The organism is Chitinophaga sp. CC14 (assembly GCF_048957795.1).
GTDB classification, from domain to species: Bacteria; Bacteroidota; Bacteroidia; order Chitinophagales; family Chitinophagaceae; genus Chitinophaga; species Chitinophaga ginsengisegetis.
On the sequence record NZ_JARBFY010000005.1, the window covers coordinates 946,713 to 964,557 of the forward strand.

The following is a 17,845-nucleotide window of genomic DNA, read 5'->3' on the forward strand; positions in this document are numbered from 1 at the left end:
ACTAACCTTGAAGCCTACACGTATTTTTTTTACACGGGAATATCACCTGTCCTTATTAACCTGGCGACCTGTCCCACTGAACTACCATATTTATTAATACCCCGGCGTTTGAACCAGGTGAGGATCATTTTGAATCTCTCTCACAGGTATTGGCCACCATGCCATATAACTGTTCCAGGCGCCGCCTTTTAAAGGCGCTGCCACATTCATTACCGCATCCAGTTTTCCCATACGGCGAAGGTCGAAAAAGCGGTGGCCTGTCTCCGTGAACAGCTCTACCCTGCGCTCGCGCAGAATGGCAGCCAGTATATCAGACTGCGTTGCTGCTGCAGAAGCGCCTAAACCCGCGCGGGCACGAACAGCATTCAGGTCTGCCAGCGCACCGGTAAGATCGTTCTGCTGCGCTTTCGCTTCCGCCCTAACCAGGTATTGCTCAGCCAGCCGCAGCACCGCGAAGGTCTCCTGCGGCGGCGTTTGTTTGTCGCGGACCTTATATTTATAAGCGTAGTAATAGATTTCCGTGGGCGACAAACTGTCCTTCCCAACCCAGGCGGACCAACGGCCATCCCCCTGTTCGAAAGCCGCCACAAGGGAATCGCTCATTGTCGACACTACTATTAATGAAGTTATTGGCAGCCCCGGCACCAAATAATAGGTAATTGCATCCTTTACGGCATAGCTGGGATACGAGTTGCCAAAGGGTATCAGGCCCCAGATCACCTCCTTGCTGTTCACCAGGAACGCCTTGGACAGGTCGGGCAGCTGAAAGTCTGCCGCATTGCCGATCAGGCTGTCCGCCTGTGCTGCGGCATTCTTCCAATCCTTCATATAGAGATATGCCCGCGCCAGCAGGGCCGTAGCGGCCGCCCTGTTGGGCCTTCCCCTGCTGGTCGTCACCGCGCCGGTTGCGTCGTGATAATTATTGTCCAGCAGCGACTGCGCCTGCCTGAGATCAGATACTACCTGGGCATAAACATCGGCCTGCGGGCTTCTGGCCAGCACATTGTTAGCCAGGTAGTCGGTACTCACCACCAGCGGTACTTCGCCATAAATATTCGCCAGGTAGAAATAAAACAGCCCTCTCAGGAAATAGGCTTCTCCCAGCCACTGGCGCTGGTAAGTGAGGCCGGTTGCCGGCTTAAGGCCCTCTATCGCCGTGTTCACCGAATACAGCTGCTTATAAATAGTTGTCCAATAATTGACAACTCTTGAACTGCTGCTAACCCCGTTACTGTATATCGGCACATAATCGGAACTCAAGAGCGTATTTTGTAACTTCAGCTCATCGGTGTACAATCCTGTAACCGATCCTAGTCCATCCGTCCCATCAAGTATAGCTTGCTGGGCCAGCACTGTGTACACGCTCGTAAGCGCCGCAGCAGCCGTAATGTCATTCTCAAAAGCCGAAGACACAGGCATGGAGTTCAATGGCAATGGCACTTCGAGATATTTCCTGCAGCCCGATATAGCCGCCAACAGCATCAGCCACAGCCACGAAAAACGTATATATCTGAAAAAATTTGTCATGATCGAAAAATTTAAAGATTTAAAATCGCACCGAAATCCCGCCCGTAAATACGCGCAGCGGTGGTAAGCCCCGTTGCAGGCTTTCCGGATCGAGCCCTTTGTATTTAGATACGGTGAGTAAATTCTGTCCCGCCACATACACCGATGCGGACACCATACCAGCCTTTTGGGTTAGCCGGGCCGGCAGCCGGTAGTTGATGCTCAGGTTTTGCAGACGGGCATAACTCGCATCACCGAATGCTCCTGTACTGTTCCTGAAATAAGTATTGTTCTGGTACCCATTGGTTCCCTGGGTGGCCTTCATGACGGAAGCCTCATCTCCCGGCTTTCTCCACCGCATCTCCGCTATATCTGCCGGGATATTATTGTTAATGTAGCCCGCGGGGGTGTACGGGAACGCCAGGTAATTGGGCCCGATCTTATTCATTACCGACACAAGGAAATCCAGGCTGAAGCTCTTATAGTTCACGGTATTCAGCACACTCCCATACCATTTAGGCGCAACATCCACAAAACCCGTTTGGTCGCTGGTTTTCAGCGTATTCGTATAGGACAGATACGATCCTTTCTCTCCCTTGGCATTGTAGAAACTGTAATATCCCGTGGCCGGGTCCACGCCTGCATAGTTGTACAACTTGTAGCCCGTTATCGGTTTACCGATAATGTAATTGAAGTTATAGGGCACGGTCTCCAAACCAGGATAGGCCAGCAGTTTGGTCCGCGGTATCGTCAGCATTATCCGGCTGTTCCAGGAAAAATCCCTGGTCTGTATATTCCTGGTATTGACCGTGAACTCTGCCCCATAGCTCCGGATCTGCGCCTGTGTATTAACGGTGTAGTAGTCAAAGCCGGTAAGCGAAGCCAGTGGCTGCATGGTAAGCTGGTCGCCTGCCTTGTTCGTGAAGTAAATTGCTTCAATATTCAGCCTTCCCTTGAACAGGTCAACGTTCAGGCCCAATTCCAGGTTACGGTTCGTTTCCCAGTGCAGGTAAGGGTTGGACAGGTTCGCGGGAGCAAGCCCAAGCCCTCCGCCATAAGCGGCAGGGGTAGCGTAATAGATATTGATATACTGGTAGGGCGATATCGCGCTTGCACCAACAAGGCCATAGCTGCCTTTCACCTTGAGAAAATCGATCACCTTGCGTATCGGGTTGAACCAGGGTTCCTCGCTGATGATCCAGGCCCCTGCTACAGCGCCGAAATTCCCAAACTGCCTGTTGTTGCCAAATACGGAAGAGCCGTCCCGCCGGCCGCTGAGGTCTAAAATATACTTATCGGCCCAGCGGAAGTTGATCGCCGCAACGCCACCGATATTTCTCATTGGCGTAGAATTATAGGTGGTAGTAGGTGGCGTGTTGGCATTTACGGGGTTCATCATCAACTGGTCGGTAGCAAAGCCGGCCCCATCGATTTTAGTCTGCTGATCAACCCTGTCCCTGATACTGGCGCTGACGATCACATTAAGATGAGCCTTTCCCCAGGTATGTACATACTCCGCGCGAGGATCGGCGCTAAGGGTCCTTATTCTGTATTGATTGAGCGTGGAGGCACGCTGTGCAGGAGTAAAGTTGGCCGGATTGAATATCGCAGCAGGTTTTCCGGTGAATTCCTTTGCAGACAACAGGCTGAACCCGCCTACGGCCGTAAAGGACAACCCTTCTATTGGGGTAAAGGTCAGCGAGGCGCTGGCGATCAGGTTATCCGTATTATTTTTGTAAATCGCGTTCAGCAAAGCGACAGGATTGCCTGAGAGACCAGGACTTTCCCAATTGACCTTACCGTCGGGCAAAAAAGGTTTGGGGGCATTCGGCGCCCAGTAAATACCGGAGCTTGCAAAGTCCACCGGCACTGTATTATCGACATTAGTGGAATAGCTTCCGGACAGACCCATGCGGAACTTCCGGTCATTGGTGGACGCATTGATGCTGAAATTCATACCGCCCTGTCGCACCGATCCCACATTTCGTTCAATATTGCCTGTGGAGCTATAGTTGGCCCCTATCAGGTAATTGCTGTTCTGGCTTCCGCCGGTATAACTGGCGTTCAACCGCGTGGTAGCAGCATGACTGCCAAGGTAAAATTGCTTCCAGTCGGTACTCTGCGTGGTGTCCCAGGCACCATTGACGTCGTAATCAAACGAGGCCGGCCTGACGCCGTCGTTAGCGAGCGCTTCCCGCCGCAACTCCAGGTATCCTTTCAGATCGAGCAGCTTTGGGGCACGCCCCAGTGTTGATATGCCCTGGGAGTAATTTACCGCGAGGGAAGGCTTGCCAGCCTTTCCTTTCTTCGTGGTGATCAGGATAACGCCAAAGGCGCCACGTGAACCATAGACCGCTGTGGCGCTGGCGCCTTTCAATACGTTGATCGATTCTATGAGTGATGGATCCAGGTAGTTGAGCGCATTGCCGCCCAACTGCGGTAATTGAAAGTTAAAATCGTTCATTGGCAACCATGCGCTGGCCGGGTATTCCACACCATCAACGATATATATCGGCTGCCCGCCGGTCCTGGTAATATTAGGCGGTGAAGCCCTGTCCCCCGACAATGTGTTGAGGCTCCTTATCTGAACAGAGAATCCTCCATTGGCCTTACCGGTCAGCTGGGTCACCTGCATCCCTGCCACACGGCCCTCCAGGGCCTGTAACACATTAGATACCGGGTTACGCTCAATTTCCTCCGCGCGGATGGTGCTGATATCCGCCGTATTGAATCGCAACGTCGTTTTCGAATAGGCCGTTGTCTGAACAGCATCCAGCGTACTTGTCGCCTTCTTCATAGCCATCAGCACCGTCTGCGGTCTATCCTTTATCGTCACTGCCTGCGTTAGCTTTTCATAGCCGATAAAGGTAACCTCAAGTATATAGGCTCCTTCTGCAAGGCCCGATGTCCTGAAGTAGCCGTTGGCATCCGTGGCGCCGGACGCAGACGCACGCCCTTCCTTTCGGATGGTAACCGAGGCGCCGATCAACGGGTCGGCTCCATCGAATACACGCACCTGCAACCTGCCCTTGTCGTTGTTCGATACGGGTCGCACGGTGTCCATAGCTGGCTTAGGGGAAATAAGGATTATCTTATCCCTGATGATGTAATTAAGCGGTTGATCCCTGAATACTATTTTTAGAAAATCTTCCAATGGCATATTGGAAACTGCTACATTCACCGTAGACCTGTTATCTAAATCATCACGGTTTGCAAAAAAATTGTAGCCTGTTTGCTGCTTCACCACAGCCAGTGCCCGTCGGAGAGTCATGTTTTTCCCGGTAAATGTGATGGTTTGAGAAAAACTGGTTGCGTGAACCTGGAGAAGTGCGACAGTCAATAAAATAACAGTAAATTTCATAACCAAAACGGTTTTTGAAACTATTGGCTTCATCTGGGGGCGAACTGGAAGCAAATAGCGCGAAAGTAAACGGACTCCAACAGTCATAAGACTGGCGCCCCAATTGACATTTTTTTGCATAAATTGCAGTTGACTTTGGTTGATTAAATAGCTTTGACGGCGTTTTAAGATCAAATTCTGCCGGAAGTGGGCTCAATCACTTCCGGTTTTTATTTAATGGTTGGTTCTGTTTTTTTTATGGTTGATGCTATATTAATTCAATATCGTTAAAGTACGTCCCTCCATACGGTAGCGGACTCCGGTTGTTTGCAAGTACATAAGTACATCCTTTAATGATGCGCCTCTGCTGATTTCCCCTAAAAAATAAATTTCTGGTCCTTGCCGCTCATATACCACCTCTATATCGTACCAACGTTCAAGTTGCCGCATTATCTGGTGAAGACTGGCATCGTTGAAGTTGAATACTCCATTCTTCCACGCTATTGTTTTATCTAAATCCGGATTTTCATTAATTCTTATTATGCTTTGATCCTTACCTATTGAAGCCTGTTGTCCGGGTAATACCGAAACCGAAGATTGCTCCCTCCTCACACGAATTTTTCCTTCAAATAAAGTTGTCACCATTTCCGGCTCATCTTCATAGGCAGATACATTAAAGCTGGTGCCCAGCACCTGAACAGATGCCTGGTGATTAACCGTAACAGCGAAGGACTGCTGAGCGGATTTTGCCACCTCAAAATACGCTTCTCCCGTTACCTCAACTTCGCGCTTACCGCCTGTAAAAGCCGTCGGATAACGAATTGAACTGGAAGAATTAAGCCACACCCCTGTACCATCAGGTAATACTACATGGAATTGTCTTCCTTTCGGTGTATATAATACGTTATAGGCAACAGCACTATTACTTTCATCGTAAATAAGACTACCGTCTGCTATTTTAGCTGTAATTCCCCCCTGAAGCCAGACAACACCATTTTTCATGGTATCTAATAAAATCTGGCTGTTATCAGCCAGTTTAAGAATGGCTCCATTCTTACCGGGTTTAACCGCAGCCATCTGTTCATTTGCTATGGCCGATTTACTTTTGGCCCGGTGATTCAACCAGGAATAGACACCCACGACAAACAAAACTGCCACAGAAGCCGCTGCCCAATACCGGGAGCGATAAAATAGCTTTCGTACGGGAGTGGCGGGTATGCCGGGATACTGTGCCAGGATTTTTTGAGAAACCATCAGGCGTTGCTCCCGTGAAAACAGTTCACCTGGTTCAAGTTGTTTCCATTGCTGTTCAAGTATTTCCGGCAATAAGGCATCCTGGTCATAAATGCCCGCCAATGTGCGAAGTTCTTCCTTCTCAGCATCGGTGATACTGCCATTAAATAGCTTGTCAAACAAATGTTGTAAACGTTCAGTACTCAAATCCATATCATGGTCTTCTAAATACTTAGATCCCGTTTTTTTAAGAAAGGGGTAGTCAGATAAGATCTTTTTACAAAAATTTTTTTAACAGAAGAATAAAGAGGAGATGTATTTGCGACTCGACGTATTTAATAATAGACTTCTGGGCTGCCTGTAAATGCTTTTTTACCGTCTCGCTGCTGATTCCCAATGCTGTGCCGATATCATTGTGCGATAACCCCTTACGTCGGCTTAGTATCCAAACTTTGGATTGCTGGGGAGGGAGCCTGGTAATTGCTTCATCAATCAAATGAAGAATTGGTTCCCGATCATTATCTTCTGAGGAATAAGTTTGATAAAATGCTTTCCATGCCACCTCTTTAGTATCTTCTTTAAGCGCCTTTTGAAGTGCTTTCAGGGCAAAATTCTTTGAAACAACAAACAGATACGCTTTGAAGTGTTTAACAGCAGCCAGCGACTCCCGGTTAAGCCAAATGCGTAAAAACGTATCCTGCACGGCTTCTTCTGCCATCCAACGGTCTGCTGTAATCCGGACGATGAAAGTATACAACAACGGAGAATACCAATCTACTAACTGTGTGAAAGCAGCTTCTTCTCCTCTGGCTACCTGTTCCAGCAACCCACGCTCATCAATTTTTTGATTTATTGACAAATGGAAATAATTATTCAGCGGCTAAAATCAAACAGATTTACCGAAGTTTCTTTTACAATAAATTACGACGTGACATCATCTTAAAAAAAAGACATTGCCAGAGAGATTGTTTAATCAAACACTTCACGACTGCTAATTTATACTAAGGTATAAACTTGTCATAGACTTACTATATATATAATAAAATACAATAAATAACATATTACTATTTAATATTTGTCACCCGGATACAAAAGAGCTCTCCCATTATATGATAACAAAACTTTTTTGCATCACATACTATTCAAAAGTCCAAGCACCCAGCCGATAACGGAAGTGGCCACCGTTTTAAGATGAACAATGCTATAAATAACGGTTGAATCTCTTCTGCTTAATATTGCCTTACAGACACCTAATAAAACTTATTGTGTTCAGGAAGGAATCTCTATCAGTAGTTTGAAATATTGGATACGACAATTTAATATGGGCAACAAGCGTATCATTAAAAAGCGACCGTCTAGTGAGTTGGACGTATCCTCCTCCGGGGGATAAAAACAGCTTTGTAATACCTTATAGGATCATAGCTACATGATATCAGTATCAAGTTTAGATTGAGTAAAGAAATAAATCTGTCTATACCAATAGTAAAAATTCCAGCACACATAAAAGTTCCCTTCAGGATTATGTCTATTGGAACTGGGCACTTGTATTTGTATGGTTAATGAGAGTATTTGAATTATCTCAGGTGATTTTAAAATTGATGTATTTTATAAAGCCTGAATCATAAACACTTTTTCTGGGGATATTGTCCATTTGCCTTGCTGTTATTAAACGGAAAGTACCTGCTATAGGGTTATAGTGTTTTAGCAAGATCAACAAATTTGACATACTACATAAAGATGTGATAGTAAAGGAACCGCTGTAAATTGGCGATAATGTTTCCTTTGTTATGTCTTAGAAAAATGTAATGATAAACGATAATCTTTTTTCAGGAGAAAAATTAAATAAAAGGAAAATACATGGAAGCAAAAGCATGCAGTGTATTGCGATAAGGTAATATAAAATTGGGTTGCTTATTGTTCATACCTTCGCAAACGCTGACTAACGCGTATAAAGTACAGCAAGAAAAAAGAGGTGATTCAAAAGAAACTGGACCATCCATTCGACTAAAAAACAAAACCCGCGCTACATACGCGCAGGCTTTGCAAAATTCCAGTGATCCTGCTGGAATTACAACTAGGAATTAATATGTTTTTAAAATCAAAATATCATAAATTAGTATTGATAAGTCAACCCGAATAAAACTAAGTAACCACGAATCACGCAATCGCACTTTGATAGACTAACAAATAGACCAAAACGACAAAGCCCGCGACTAGCGCAGGCTTTGAAAATCTTCTGTGATCCCCTTGGGACTCGAACCCAAGACCCATACATTAAAAGTGTATTGCTCTACCAACTGAGCTAGGGAATCTTTTACCCCGTCTTTTTGTTTAACGGAGTGCAAAGATAGGAATTATTTATTTCCAGCCAAATTTTATTGAAATTATTTTATCACTTCCCCGTAAACACAAGCTTGTAGCGGATTACAGGATCATCTTTTTCTTCCGCACTGAAAATATGCAGCATATAATATTTGCCCGATACCCAGTCATTTACACTGTTATCATAAAACGGACTACCCGGATTTCCGCTCTGTCCGCCGGGATAAATACCATATGCTTCTGTTTTGTCTGATAGCTGCACCACCATACGCCAGGAAGGTCCATGCGTTTGCTTGGTGGCATTCACAATATGCTGGCCACCGCCTGTATTCAGGTGTAAAGCGCTGAAGGCAGGAATGCCGCGGGAAAGGTGATTGATATCTGTACCGCGTGCTTTTCCCAGCTCGAGCCTGCCCGCTTTGTTTAACTCCGACAACTCCGTTACTGTTTGCGCAAATGCGCCTTGCAGCAATTGCGATAAGGTTTCTTTTTGTGGTGTATTAACGTTATCTATAAAATGGAAGGCAGTATCACGCAGCAGTAATTGCAATGTGGTGATGGATTGCGGATAAGTCAGGATGGTAGTGTCTTTGGGATGCAGTTCATCCTGCCAGATGGTGTCTTCCAGGTGTGCCCATAGTGTATTGAAGATGCTGGCTGCTTTGCTGTCGGGTGTGGCCATAAAATCCCAGGAGGTTAACAGCTGCCAGTAGGGCTGCTGTTGCGCAGTGAGTGAGCTGGTATCAATGTGTTTCCTGATCATGGGCATGGCTGCGGCGGCGAACAGGTTTTTGTCGTCATTTTGCAGCTGCATCATATCCTGTGTGGTGATCGCGCTCATGGCAGATAATCTTTCATTAATACGCTTGCCACGGAAAAGATCATATTCACCGTACAGGGCATATGGGTATGTGCTGTCGGTGGGACGTTGATTGGCGGAGCTCACAAATCCTCTTTCAGGATTTTTTATGTGCGGCAATTCCTCATGAGGAATAAATCCCTGCCAGGCATAGGTGCTGTCGCTGCCGGGCATGATCCATTTGCCCTGATCTTTCCAGCGCAGCGGGTACTGACCATTATGCCAGATGGCGATATCGCCCGCTTTATCGGCGAATACAAAGTTTTGCGCAGGACAGGTATACCTGTTAAGCGCATTGAGATAATCGTCGTAATTACGGGCTTTATTGAGCTTGTTGAAGGTGGCCAGTTCGTTGGACGGGTCCAGCGCTTTCCAGCGCATGGCCAGGAAGGTTTGTCCGGTTGTTTTATCCGGGAAGGTGTTATCAAACATAACGGGCCCAAATACGGTGTAGGCAACGGTATCACGAACGGTGGCGCTGCCCCGTACTTTTATTTCTTCTACGCGCAGGTCTGCTTTACGGTAGCTGCCATTGTACAGGTATTCGGAGCGGCCATTGCGGAATTGCATGCTGTAATAATCTTTCACATCTTCTTCTCCGTTGGTAACGCCCCAGGCGATGTGGTCGTTGAAACCGATGATCACACCGGGTGCGCCCGGAAGAGAAGCGCCGTATACATTCATATCGGGTGTATGGATCTGTACTTCGTACCAGAGTGAAGGCAGCGACAGGCTGAGATGCGGATCGCTGCAGAGAATGGGCGCACCGGAGCGGGTTTTGCTGCCGCCTACGGCCCAGTTGTTGCTGCCGTTGCCCGGATCAGGCTTGTCTGTTTTAAACTTCATGTATGCTGCGGCTGAAGCCAGCACGCTGTCTGGTGGCGCAGTGGGTTTTATGGTAGCCGCCGGATAAGGAGTGCCTTTCGGTATGATGGGATCAGTGGCTTCGTGGAAGTCAGGATACATCAGGTCAAAGTCCTGCAGGGAAAATAAACGGCGCGCGTTGGTGAATTCAAGGTCATTGGCGAATCCCGCGAGGTCGTGCGCCATGTATTTCAGCAATAAGGCCGACTTGATAATATCCCATCTCTCCGGTTTATAATCCAGTATTTTATATTCTACGGGATAAGTGGCAGGGGTAAGCGTGGCAATATAAGCGTTAATGCCGGCCGCGTAAGAGGTTACGGCTACTTTGGTAGCCGGATCTGCCAGCATCTCTTTTACAGTGCCTTCTGCAGCGTATACCATGCCGAGGCGGCGTTGCTTGCGATCGTACTGCACCAGTTTAGGGCCCAGTATTTCCGATAAGCGCCCGGCGGCGGCGTAGGTCTGCAACTCCATCTGCCAGAGACGGTCGCGCGCAGTCACATATCCCTGCACATAATAGGCATCTCCTTCGTTTTCTGCAAAAATATGCGGTACCATACGGTCGTCATACCAAACTTCTGTTTTGCCGGACAGTCCGGGTAACACCAGTTGTTCACGGGGGAATTCTCCAATAGGTTCTGCATTTTGCCAGAAGCCCGTTTGCGGGCTTAACAGCTTTCCCAGTGGCGGTATCTGTCCCAGTTTATGACTGAAAGCGTATGTAAGCGATAAGGTAATTGCTGCGGTGATAACTGCGGGGATGATTCTCATATTACATATCGGATGTAATATGTAAAATACATCAAATTTGATTCATAACCGCTTATGCCTGTAATACTTTTGTAAGATGGGCCACCTCTTCCGGGGTATTAAAACTATGCAATACAATGCGAAGGCGTTCCGCTCCTTTTGGCACCGTAGGATGCAGGATAGGCCGCACATCCAGGCCGGCAGCCTGCAACCGTTGGGCAATACCGCGGGTATGCTCGTTACCGCGCGTAAGCACCGCCTGTATGGGTGTAGTACCGGGCAACAGCTCTGCATTAGCAATGCCTTCGCGGAATTGCGCAATCAACTCCGACAGCTTTTTTCTTTCTGCCTGCATATAGGGAAATGCGGCATACCCGGCCTCTATAGCAGCCAGTGCAGCAGGTGGTAAAGAAGTAGTATAGATAAAGGACCGGGAGAAGTTGATCAGGTAATCACGTAATATCCCGGAACCCAGCACCACGGCGCCATGACAGCCAACTGCCTTTCCGAAAGTATGAATACGTGCAAAGCAGGCGCCTGTCAATTGCAGGTGTTGCACCAGCCCCTCTCCCCTGTTGCCGATGATGCCGGTAGCATGCGCCTCATCCACTATCAGGTGCGCGTTATACTGTTCGCAAATGGCTGCTATACTGGCCAGTGGAGCCAGATCACCATCCATGGAATACACCGATTCTACGGCTACAAAAATATTCCCGGTAGCATTTTTCAGTTTCTTCTCCAGGTCAGCAACATCGTTATGCACAAATGAAAACGCCTGTGCAGCCGATAAACGCACGCCATCACGGATAGACGCATGGATCAGTTGATCGTAGATAATAGTATCTCCTTTGCGGCCCAAACAGGAAAATACGCCGAGGTTGGCGTCGTAACCGGAGTTATAAAGCAACCCGGCTGCTGCACCGTGAAAATCTGCCAGGTCCTGTTCCACAGAAACAATCCACTCATAATTACCCGCCAGCAGCCTTGATCCGGTGCTGCCGTGGGCCGGATGCCTTTCCTCCATCAACGTGTGGATATATTCCCTCACTTCCGCATTCCTGGCCAGTCCGAGGTAATCGTTGGAACAAAAATCTATTTTATCTCCCGGCAGCCGCAATTCGCGGAACGACTGCTGTTCCCTGCGCTCATCAAGCAACCGCGTTAAAAAAGAAGTACTGTCTTTACTCATTGATCTGTCTTTATCGATGCACAATTTAAACTTTGCCGTTATCTTCGCAAAAAAGCCGCAGGCTAACCGCTATTTTCATATGAGCAAAGTATCAATACTCGGACTAAAACTGCCTACCGATCCACGATGGGTGAATCTGGCAGCCATTTCATTACAGGACATTCTTACGGATCACGCCTATTGCGAACAAAAAGCGGCATCTTCCGCCATTTCACTGATCCAGCGCAACCCGGAAAGAACACGACTGGTAGAGGAACTGGCGCCCATCGTTACAGAAGAATGGGGACACTTCCGGCAGGTACTTGCTGAAATGAAAAAACGCGGCCTCTCTTTAGGACGGCAACGGAAAGATGATTACGTAAATGCACTGATGGATAACCGGGTGAAAGGTGGTCATGCCGACGACAGCTTCCTCGATGCCCTGCTGATCTTTGCATTGATCGAAGCCCGCAGCTGTGAACGTTTCCGCTTATTGAGTGAAGGTTTGGAAGATGAATACATGCGCGAATTCTACCGCAAATTCATGATCTCCGAAGCAGGACACTACCGCCTTTTTATTGATCTCGCCAATGAATATTTCCCTGAAGAAAAAGTGCGCCTCCGTTGGCAGGAATGGTTAAAGATGGAAGCAGAAATATTGCAGAATATTGATGTCCGCGGCGACCGGATGCACTAGGCGAATGTTGTCTTTTTCAGGATTAAACTGATTATACTGATTTTGTTGATTTGATCATTGTTGATTTAAAAAGATTTTGGGAGATATAAGCGGGTATCACTTATATCTCCCAAAATCTTTTTAAAATCATTTATAAAATCCCAAAAGTAAAATCAAAAAAATCAGTATAATCAGTTTAATCCTGAAAAAGACAACATCCCCGTTAGAAGTTAAACCCAAGGTTCACATAAAACTTCAGCCGGCCCGACTGATCATTATACATCACCGTGGCCTCTACTGGTCCCAGGCGGCTGCTGTAGCCCCCGCCCAAACCGTAACCGGCCAGGTACTCGTATTTTCCGCCACCGGAAATTTCCCCGTCATATACCGCCGCGCCAACCCGTGGGATAGCAAAAATATTCCGGAGCACTTCGTACTGCCAGGCCACCTGCACCGCACTGATTTTTGGCGTAATCACTTCTCCCTCGTATATCCCCACAAAAGGCACCTGGTTACGGGTGATATTGGTCATACCACCCACTACAAACGCGTTCACCACCGATTCTTTATAGTTAAGATTATACCCAATGTTGCCATCCAGCTCTATGGCTGACTTGCGGCCTACCGGGATATAATATTTCAGGTTCAGCGCCAGGCGCTGATAATCGTGGAAGTTTACGCCAAGCGTATCATAGTCCTGCTCCACTCCCTGCGAACTTACTTTAATGCCCGGGTGCTGGTTGTAGATATGCCCCGCTTCCAGGTCCAGCAGCAATCCTTTGGTAGGATATATTTTCTGGTTGAGGGAATTGATACCGAAATTAATATAGGTATTCAGCTGGTTGGTACTTCCCCGCACCTCCATAAAATTAGACAGCTGCGGCTTGTATTTGATATACTCCCAGCGTGTTCCCGCACCTATAGACATATTCCGGGTAAAGGTATACTGCATGTCCACATTTACGTTGGCATACTTGCTGCGATATGGTTGTAGCTTATTAAAATCAATATCGTAAAAAGTAAGACCGTTATTTTCATAATACGTGCTCAAGCCAAACCCGAAGTTACGGCTGCGTCCCAGGTACTTGAAGTACTCTGCTTCCAGTCGCGGGTTTTCGCTGATCACCGCCGTTACAAACGACCGGGAGTTGGGCACAATGAAATTCCGCTGTGTTAAGTTGATGATCGCATTTGCGCCGGTAAACGTGTTATAGTTCAGGGCAAACTTCACATAGGTAAGCGGGTTTTCTTCTACCTGTATATCCATCCGGCTTTTACCATATCCTTCCGGCACCAGGTTATAGGTAATGAGTTTATAGAAGCGGGTACCGTATACATTCAGGATGGCATTTCGTAGCTGCGATGGCGTATAACAGCCGCCGGGTTTGAGATGCAGCCGTTGTAAAAAGAATTTCTGATCGGAGTGAACCAGGCCGTTCACATGTATGCTGCTCAATTCTATATCTGTAGCAAACGGGAGGCGGTCGGCCACAAAAGGAGGCTGTGGATATAACGCATTCAATGAATCTGCGAGATGCTTAAAAACCGGGTACATCTCCCTTCCCTTCCTGCGCCCGGCTTCAATAATAGAGTCCACGCTGCCAAAGCTGGCGGCAGAATAGTTCTCCAGCTCCTTATTCATCGGCACATAAATATCACAGTGTTTAATGGCTTTGGTAAAATCGTCCGCATCTTTATAAAATCCCAGCTGGTAAAGGATATCAAAGGGGGTAAGGAGTTGATCTGCTTTACGGAGGCCGCCGCTCACATTGGCGCCAATCACGATATCTGCGCCCATTTCCTTCGCGGTGATCACGGGGAAGTTACGGACTACCCCTCCGTCTACCAGCTTGCGGTCGCCGATTTTTACGGCGGTGAAAACAGAAGGGATAGCCATGCTGGCACGCAGACTGGTCACAATTTCACCGCTGTCGAGCGTTACAATAGCGCCGGTAGCTACATCGGTAGCAATACATTTAAAAGGGATATTAAAGTCTTCAAAATTTTTGATATCCTTTACGGGCCAGCAGAGCTTGGCCAGCTCCAGCCACAACGCTTCCCCGGAAATTACGCCGGAAGCCAGTTTGGGCTTGCCATATTCAAAAGGAATTTCGATGATGTATTTATTGTACTCCCGTTTTTCTTCATAGGAAATATCAGTAAGAACGGGCTGGTTGGAGAACAAACTGTTCCAGTTCAGTTTACGGGCGGCTTCTTCAATTTTATTCCCGGAATATCCCATTGCATACAGGGAGCCCACGATGCTTCCCATGCTGGTGCCGGTTACCAGGTCTACTTTCAGCCCGGCGCTGTCTATCGCTTCGAGGATGCCGATGTGCGCAAGGCCCCGGGCTCCGCCGCCGCTAAGCGTTAATCCTATTTTTGGTCTGTTGCTGATCGTTTGCTGAGCCTTCACGGTATAGTGACACGTAATACAAGCTAACAACAATAAACTGATAACACGCCAGATATGAGCTTTTGATCCCTGCTTCATTGTAAATAATTGGCCCTCACTAAAGATAAGGCTTTATAAACATTCCCGGATGTTAAGCACAAGAGATTTTTAGTTGGACATTTGCTCTCATAGTAAATATTCATTATCTTATTCCCCGCAAAAAGCTCACTACTAAAAGCTAGCGTTTACAATTAACACGTATGAAGAACTCGCTCCCCTCGCAAAACATCTGGCAGGTTATCATGGCCTCGTCGGCTGGTACGCTCATTGAATGGTACGACTTTTACATTTTTGGCAGCTTATCCGCCATCATTGCTGAAAAGTTTTTCCCGCCCAGTAATCCGCAGCTGGCCTACATTGCCACGCTGGCCACCTTTGCGGTAGGCTTTATTGTGCGCCCCTTTGGCGCTATTGTATTTGGCCGCCTCGGCGATATGGTAGGACGTAAATATACCTTCCTGCTCACGCTGCTCATCATGGGCGGCTCCACCTTCGCCATCGGCCTTATTCCCAGCTACCATACCATCGGTATCCTGGCGCCCATACTGGTACTGATCCTCCGCCTGGCGCAGGGCCTGGCCCTCGGTGGCGAATATGGCGGCGCCGCTACCTACGTGGCGGAACATTCGCCCGACAACCGGCGCGGCTACTACACCAGCTTCATACAAACCACTGCCACACTGGGCCTGTTTGTATCGCTAGGCGTAATCCTCGTTACCCGCATGCTCATGACACCCGATGATTTCAACAACTACGGCTGGAGGATACCTTTCCTTTTGTCGGTGTTGCTGGTCATTATGTCCTATTACATACGGATACGCCTGCACGAATCCCCGCTGTTTGCGCAGATGAAAAAGGAAGGTAAAACCTCCACCAACCCTATCAAGGAAAGCTTTGCCAATAAGGAAAACCTGAAACTGGTAATGATAGCGCTGTTTGGCGCCGCGATGGGTCAGGGCGTGGTTTGGTACACCGGACAGTTCTATGCGCTTTCTTTTCTCCAGAAAACTATGAACATAGAATTTGTGCAATCCAATATCATCATTGCCATTGCACTGCTGCTGGGTACGCCGTTCTTTATTTACTTCGGCTCCCTGTCCGACCGCATCGGCCGTAAAAAGATCATGCTAACAGGCATGCTGCTGGCGGCTCTCGCCTATTATCCGATCTATAAAGCGATGGATAATATCGGGAATGTGCAACTGAAGCAGGAACAAACTGAGCTTTTCAGGATAGAAAGTAATTCTACCAAAAGCGAATCCGGGGAACTGGTACTCAAAACCACCCGCGTGCACAGCTATACGGATGGCAGCATCCTGAAGGAAACAGCGGATAAAAAGGAGCTAACCGTAAGCCGTATGAACATCCTGTGGCTGGTGATCCTGATATTCATCCAGGTACTGTTTGTAACAATGGTATATGCACCTATTGCGGCTTTCCTCGTGGAACTGTTCCCCACACGCATCCGGTACACGTCCATGTCGCTGCCCTACCATATTGGTAACGGCGTTTTCGGCGGACTGCTACCCACCATTTCCACCATCCTGGTTACCAATACCGGCAACCACCTGGCAGGATTGATTTACCCGATTGGTATTGCTGTGATCTGTTTTGTAGTTGGTATTATTTATCTGAAAGATAAAAGAGGTATTCCGTTGTAAACGGGGTAAAGCGGAGGGATATTCCCTCCGCTTTACTATTGAAAACGTTGCAGCAGATCATCCAGCTTCAGTTGCGGATGAGCCGCCATCAGCTGTTGTACCTTTGCCGCATAATGCTGTAGAAACTGCCGGTGCTGGGCGCTTTCCGGGTTAAATGGCCGGTGATTGGCCGCCCGGTTTATTTCTGCAATGCTGTGCAGCAGTTCCTGGCTGGCCGGACTGATACCCGCCTTCACCACCTGCTCCCAAACATAGTTCACCGCCAGTTCATTGGGATGCACCATATCTTCTTTATAAAAACGGTAATCGCGCAAATCATCTATCACCAGCTCATATGCCGGGAAATAGAACAGCCGGTTAAACTTATTCACCAGGTGATGAACCGCCTGCAGTAGTATGGCTTTGCTGAGATTATTTTCCACCACCCCATCACGGATGTAGCGCACCGGGCTAACGGTGAAGAGTATATTAATTTTCTTGTTACGGAAAAACAGGCGATGCATCACATTATCCAGTGCCGTCACTATTTCATCTACGGTGAGCAGGCGTTTGTAGAAGTTTCCGGCCGGCACCTTATGGCAGTTACCCACCAGGCGGTTATTTTCTTTTAAGATGTATGCGTGCGCGGACCCCAGCGTAATCACGAGCCAATCGGCGTTTTCAATAGCATGCGTGGCGGCCGCCTGCATCCGGGAAATGTTGTCCAGCGTGGCTTCCGGCGTAAGGCCGGAGAAACGGCTGTGATGATCCCAGCTGTTCCAGAGGTCATTATGCTGGAAAAGATCTTCGGCTGTATATACTTTCCCGTCGAGATAGGAAGTAAGGGCTTTGGTAATGCTAAGCGGATTGTATAAGATACCATGAGGGTTCACCACGGTATTAAAGCGGTGCTCCTGCAGCTTTTCACCGATTTCTTCTGCAAAACAGGACCCCATCAGCAACAGCTCATGATTGTACTGGATAGCTGCAGACAATGGCGCTACCGGAAAGCTTAAATGAAATTGCATG

The 17,845-nt window shown here is 47.8% G+C and carries 10 protein-coding genes and 1 tRNA gene; 2 read left to right on the top strand and 9 right to left on the bottom strand.

Annotated elements, in window-relative coordinates; all coding sequences use genetic code 11:
- Positions 1–93: 93 nt before the first annotated feature.
- The 7 genes from PV783_RS23350 to PV783_RS23380 form a co-directional block, all read right to left on the bottom strand.
- The gene (locus PV783_RS23350) at positions 94–1,527 is read right to left on the bottom strand and encodes a RagB/SusD family nutrient uptake outer membrane protein (RefSeq protein WP_420989794.1); all 1,434 of its coding nucleotides are present in this window, start codon (positions 1,525–1,527) and stop codon (positions 94–96) included.
- 19 nt (positions 1,528–1,546) lie between these two features.
- Positions 1,547–4,777 carry a SusC/RagA family TonB-linked outer membrane protein gene (locus PV783_RS23355; RefSeq protein WP_420989795.1) on the bottom strand — a complete coding sequence of 1,077 codons (3,231 nt, stop codon included), beginning with the start codon at positions 4,775–4,777 and terminating at the stop codon, positions 1,547–1,549.
- Between the two features lie 342 nt (positions 4,778–5,119).
- Positions 5,120–6,292 (bottom strand): FecR family protein, encoded by a 1,173-nt coding sequence (locus tag PV783_RS23360; protein WP_420989796.1) that lies wholly within the window; start codon positions 6,290–6,292, stop codon positions 5,120–5,122.
- A 64-nt stretch (positions 6,293–6,356) separates the two neighbouring features.
- Positions 6,357–6,938, bottom strand: a complete 582-nt coding sequence (locus PV783_RS23365) for an RNA polymerase sigma factor (protein WP_420989797.1) — start codon at positions 6,936–6,938, stop codon at positions 6,357–6,359.
- Positions 6,939–8,318: 1,380 nt separating this feature from the next.
- Positions 8,319–8,391: transfer RNA gene (locus PV783_RS23370), tRNA-Lys, on the bottom strand.
- Positions 8,392–8,471: 80 nt separating this feature from the next.
- Positions 8,472–10,898: a penicillin acylase family protein gene (locus tag PV783_RS23375; protein ID WP_420989798.1), complete on the bottom strand. Its 2,427-nt coding sequence runs from the start codon at positions 10,896–10,898 to the stop codon at positions 8,472–8,474.
- Positions 10,899–10,950: 52 nt separating this feature from the next.
- Entirely contained in the window at positions 10,951–12,066 is a 1,116-nt protein-coding gene (locus PV783_RS23380; protein WP_420989799.1) for an aminotransferase class I/II-fold pyridoxal phosphate-dependent enzyme, read from the bottom strand.
- A 79-nt stretch (positions 12,067–12,145) separates the two neighbouring features.
- Here PV783_RS23380 and PV783_RS23385 point away from each other — a divergent pair, with 79 nt between their 5' ends.
- Positions 12,146–12,742 carry a tRNA-(ms[2]io[6]A)-hydroxylase gene (locus PV783_RS23385; RefSeq protein WP_420989800.1) on the top strand — a complete coding sequence of 199 codons (597 nt, stop codon included), beginning with the start codon at positions 12,146–12,148 and terminating at the stop codon, positions 12,740–12,742.
- A 202-nt stretch (positions 12,743–12,944) separates the two neighbouring features.
- On the opposite strand, the gene PV783_RS23390 is transcribed toward PV783_RS23385, so the two are convergent.
- On the bottom strand, positions 12,945–15,215 hold the full coding sequence (locus PV783_RS23390) for a patatin-like phospholipase family protein (protein ID WP_420989801.1): 2,271 nt from the start codon (positions 15,213–15,215) through the stop codon (positions 12,945–12,947).
- 161 nt (positions 15,216–15,376) lie between these two features.
- Between PV783_RS23390 and PV783_RS23395 the strand changes: the two genes are divergently transcribed.
- Positions 15,377–16,837 (top strand): MFS transporter, encoded by a 1,461-nt coding sequence (locus tag PV783_RS23395; RefSeq protein WP_111579122.1) that lies wholly within the window; start codon positions 15,377–15,379, stop codon positions 16,835–16,837.
- A 35-nt stretch (positions 16,838–16,872) separates the two neighbouring features.
- Here PV783_RS23395 and PV783_RS23400 read toward each other — a convergent pair whose 3' ends face one another.
- On the bottom strand, positions 16,873–17,844 hold the full coding sequence (locus PV783_RS23400) for a GSCFA domain-containing protein (RefSeq protein ID WP_420989802.1): 972 nt from the start codon (positions 17,842–17,844) through the stop codon (positions 16,873–16,875).
- Between the last annotated feature and the right edge of the window lies 1 nt (position 17,845).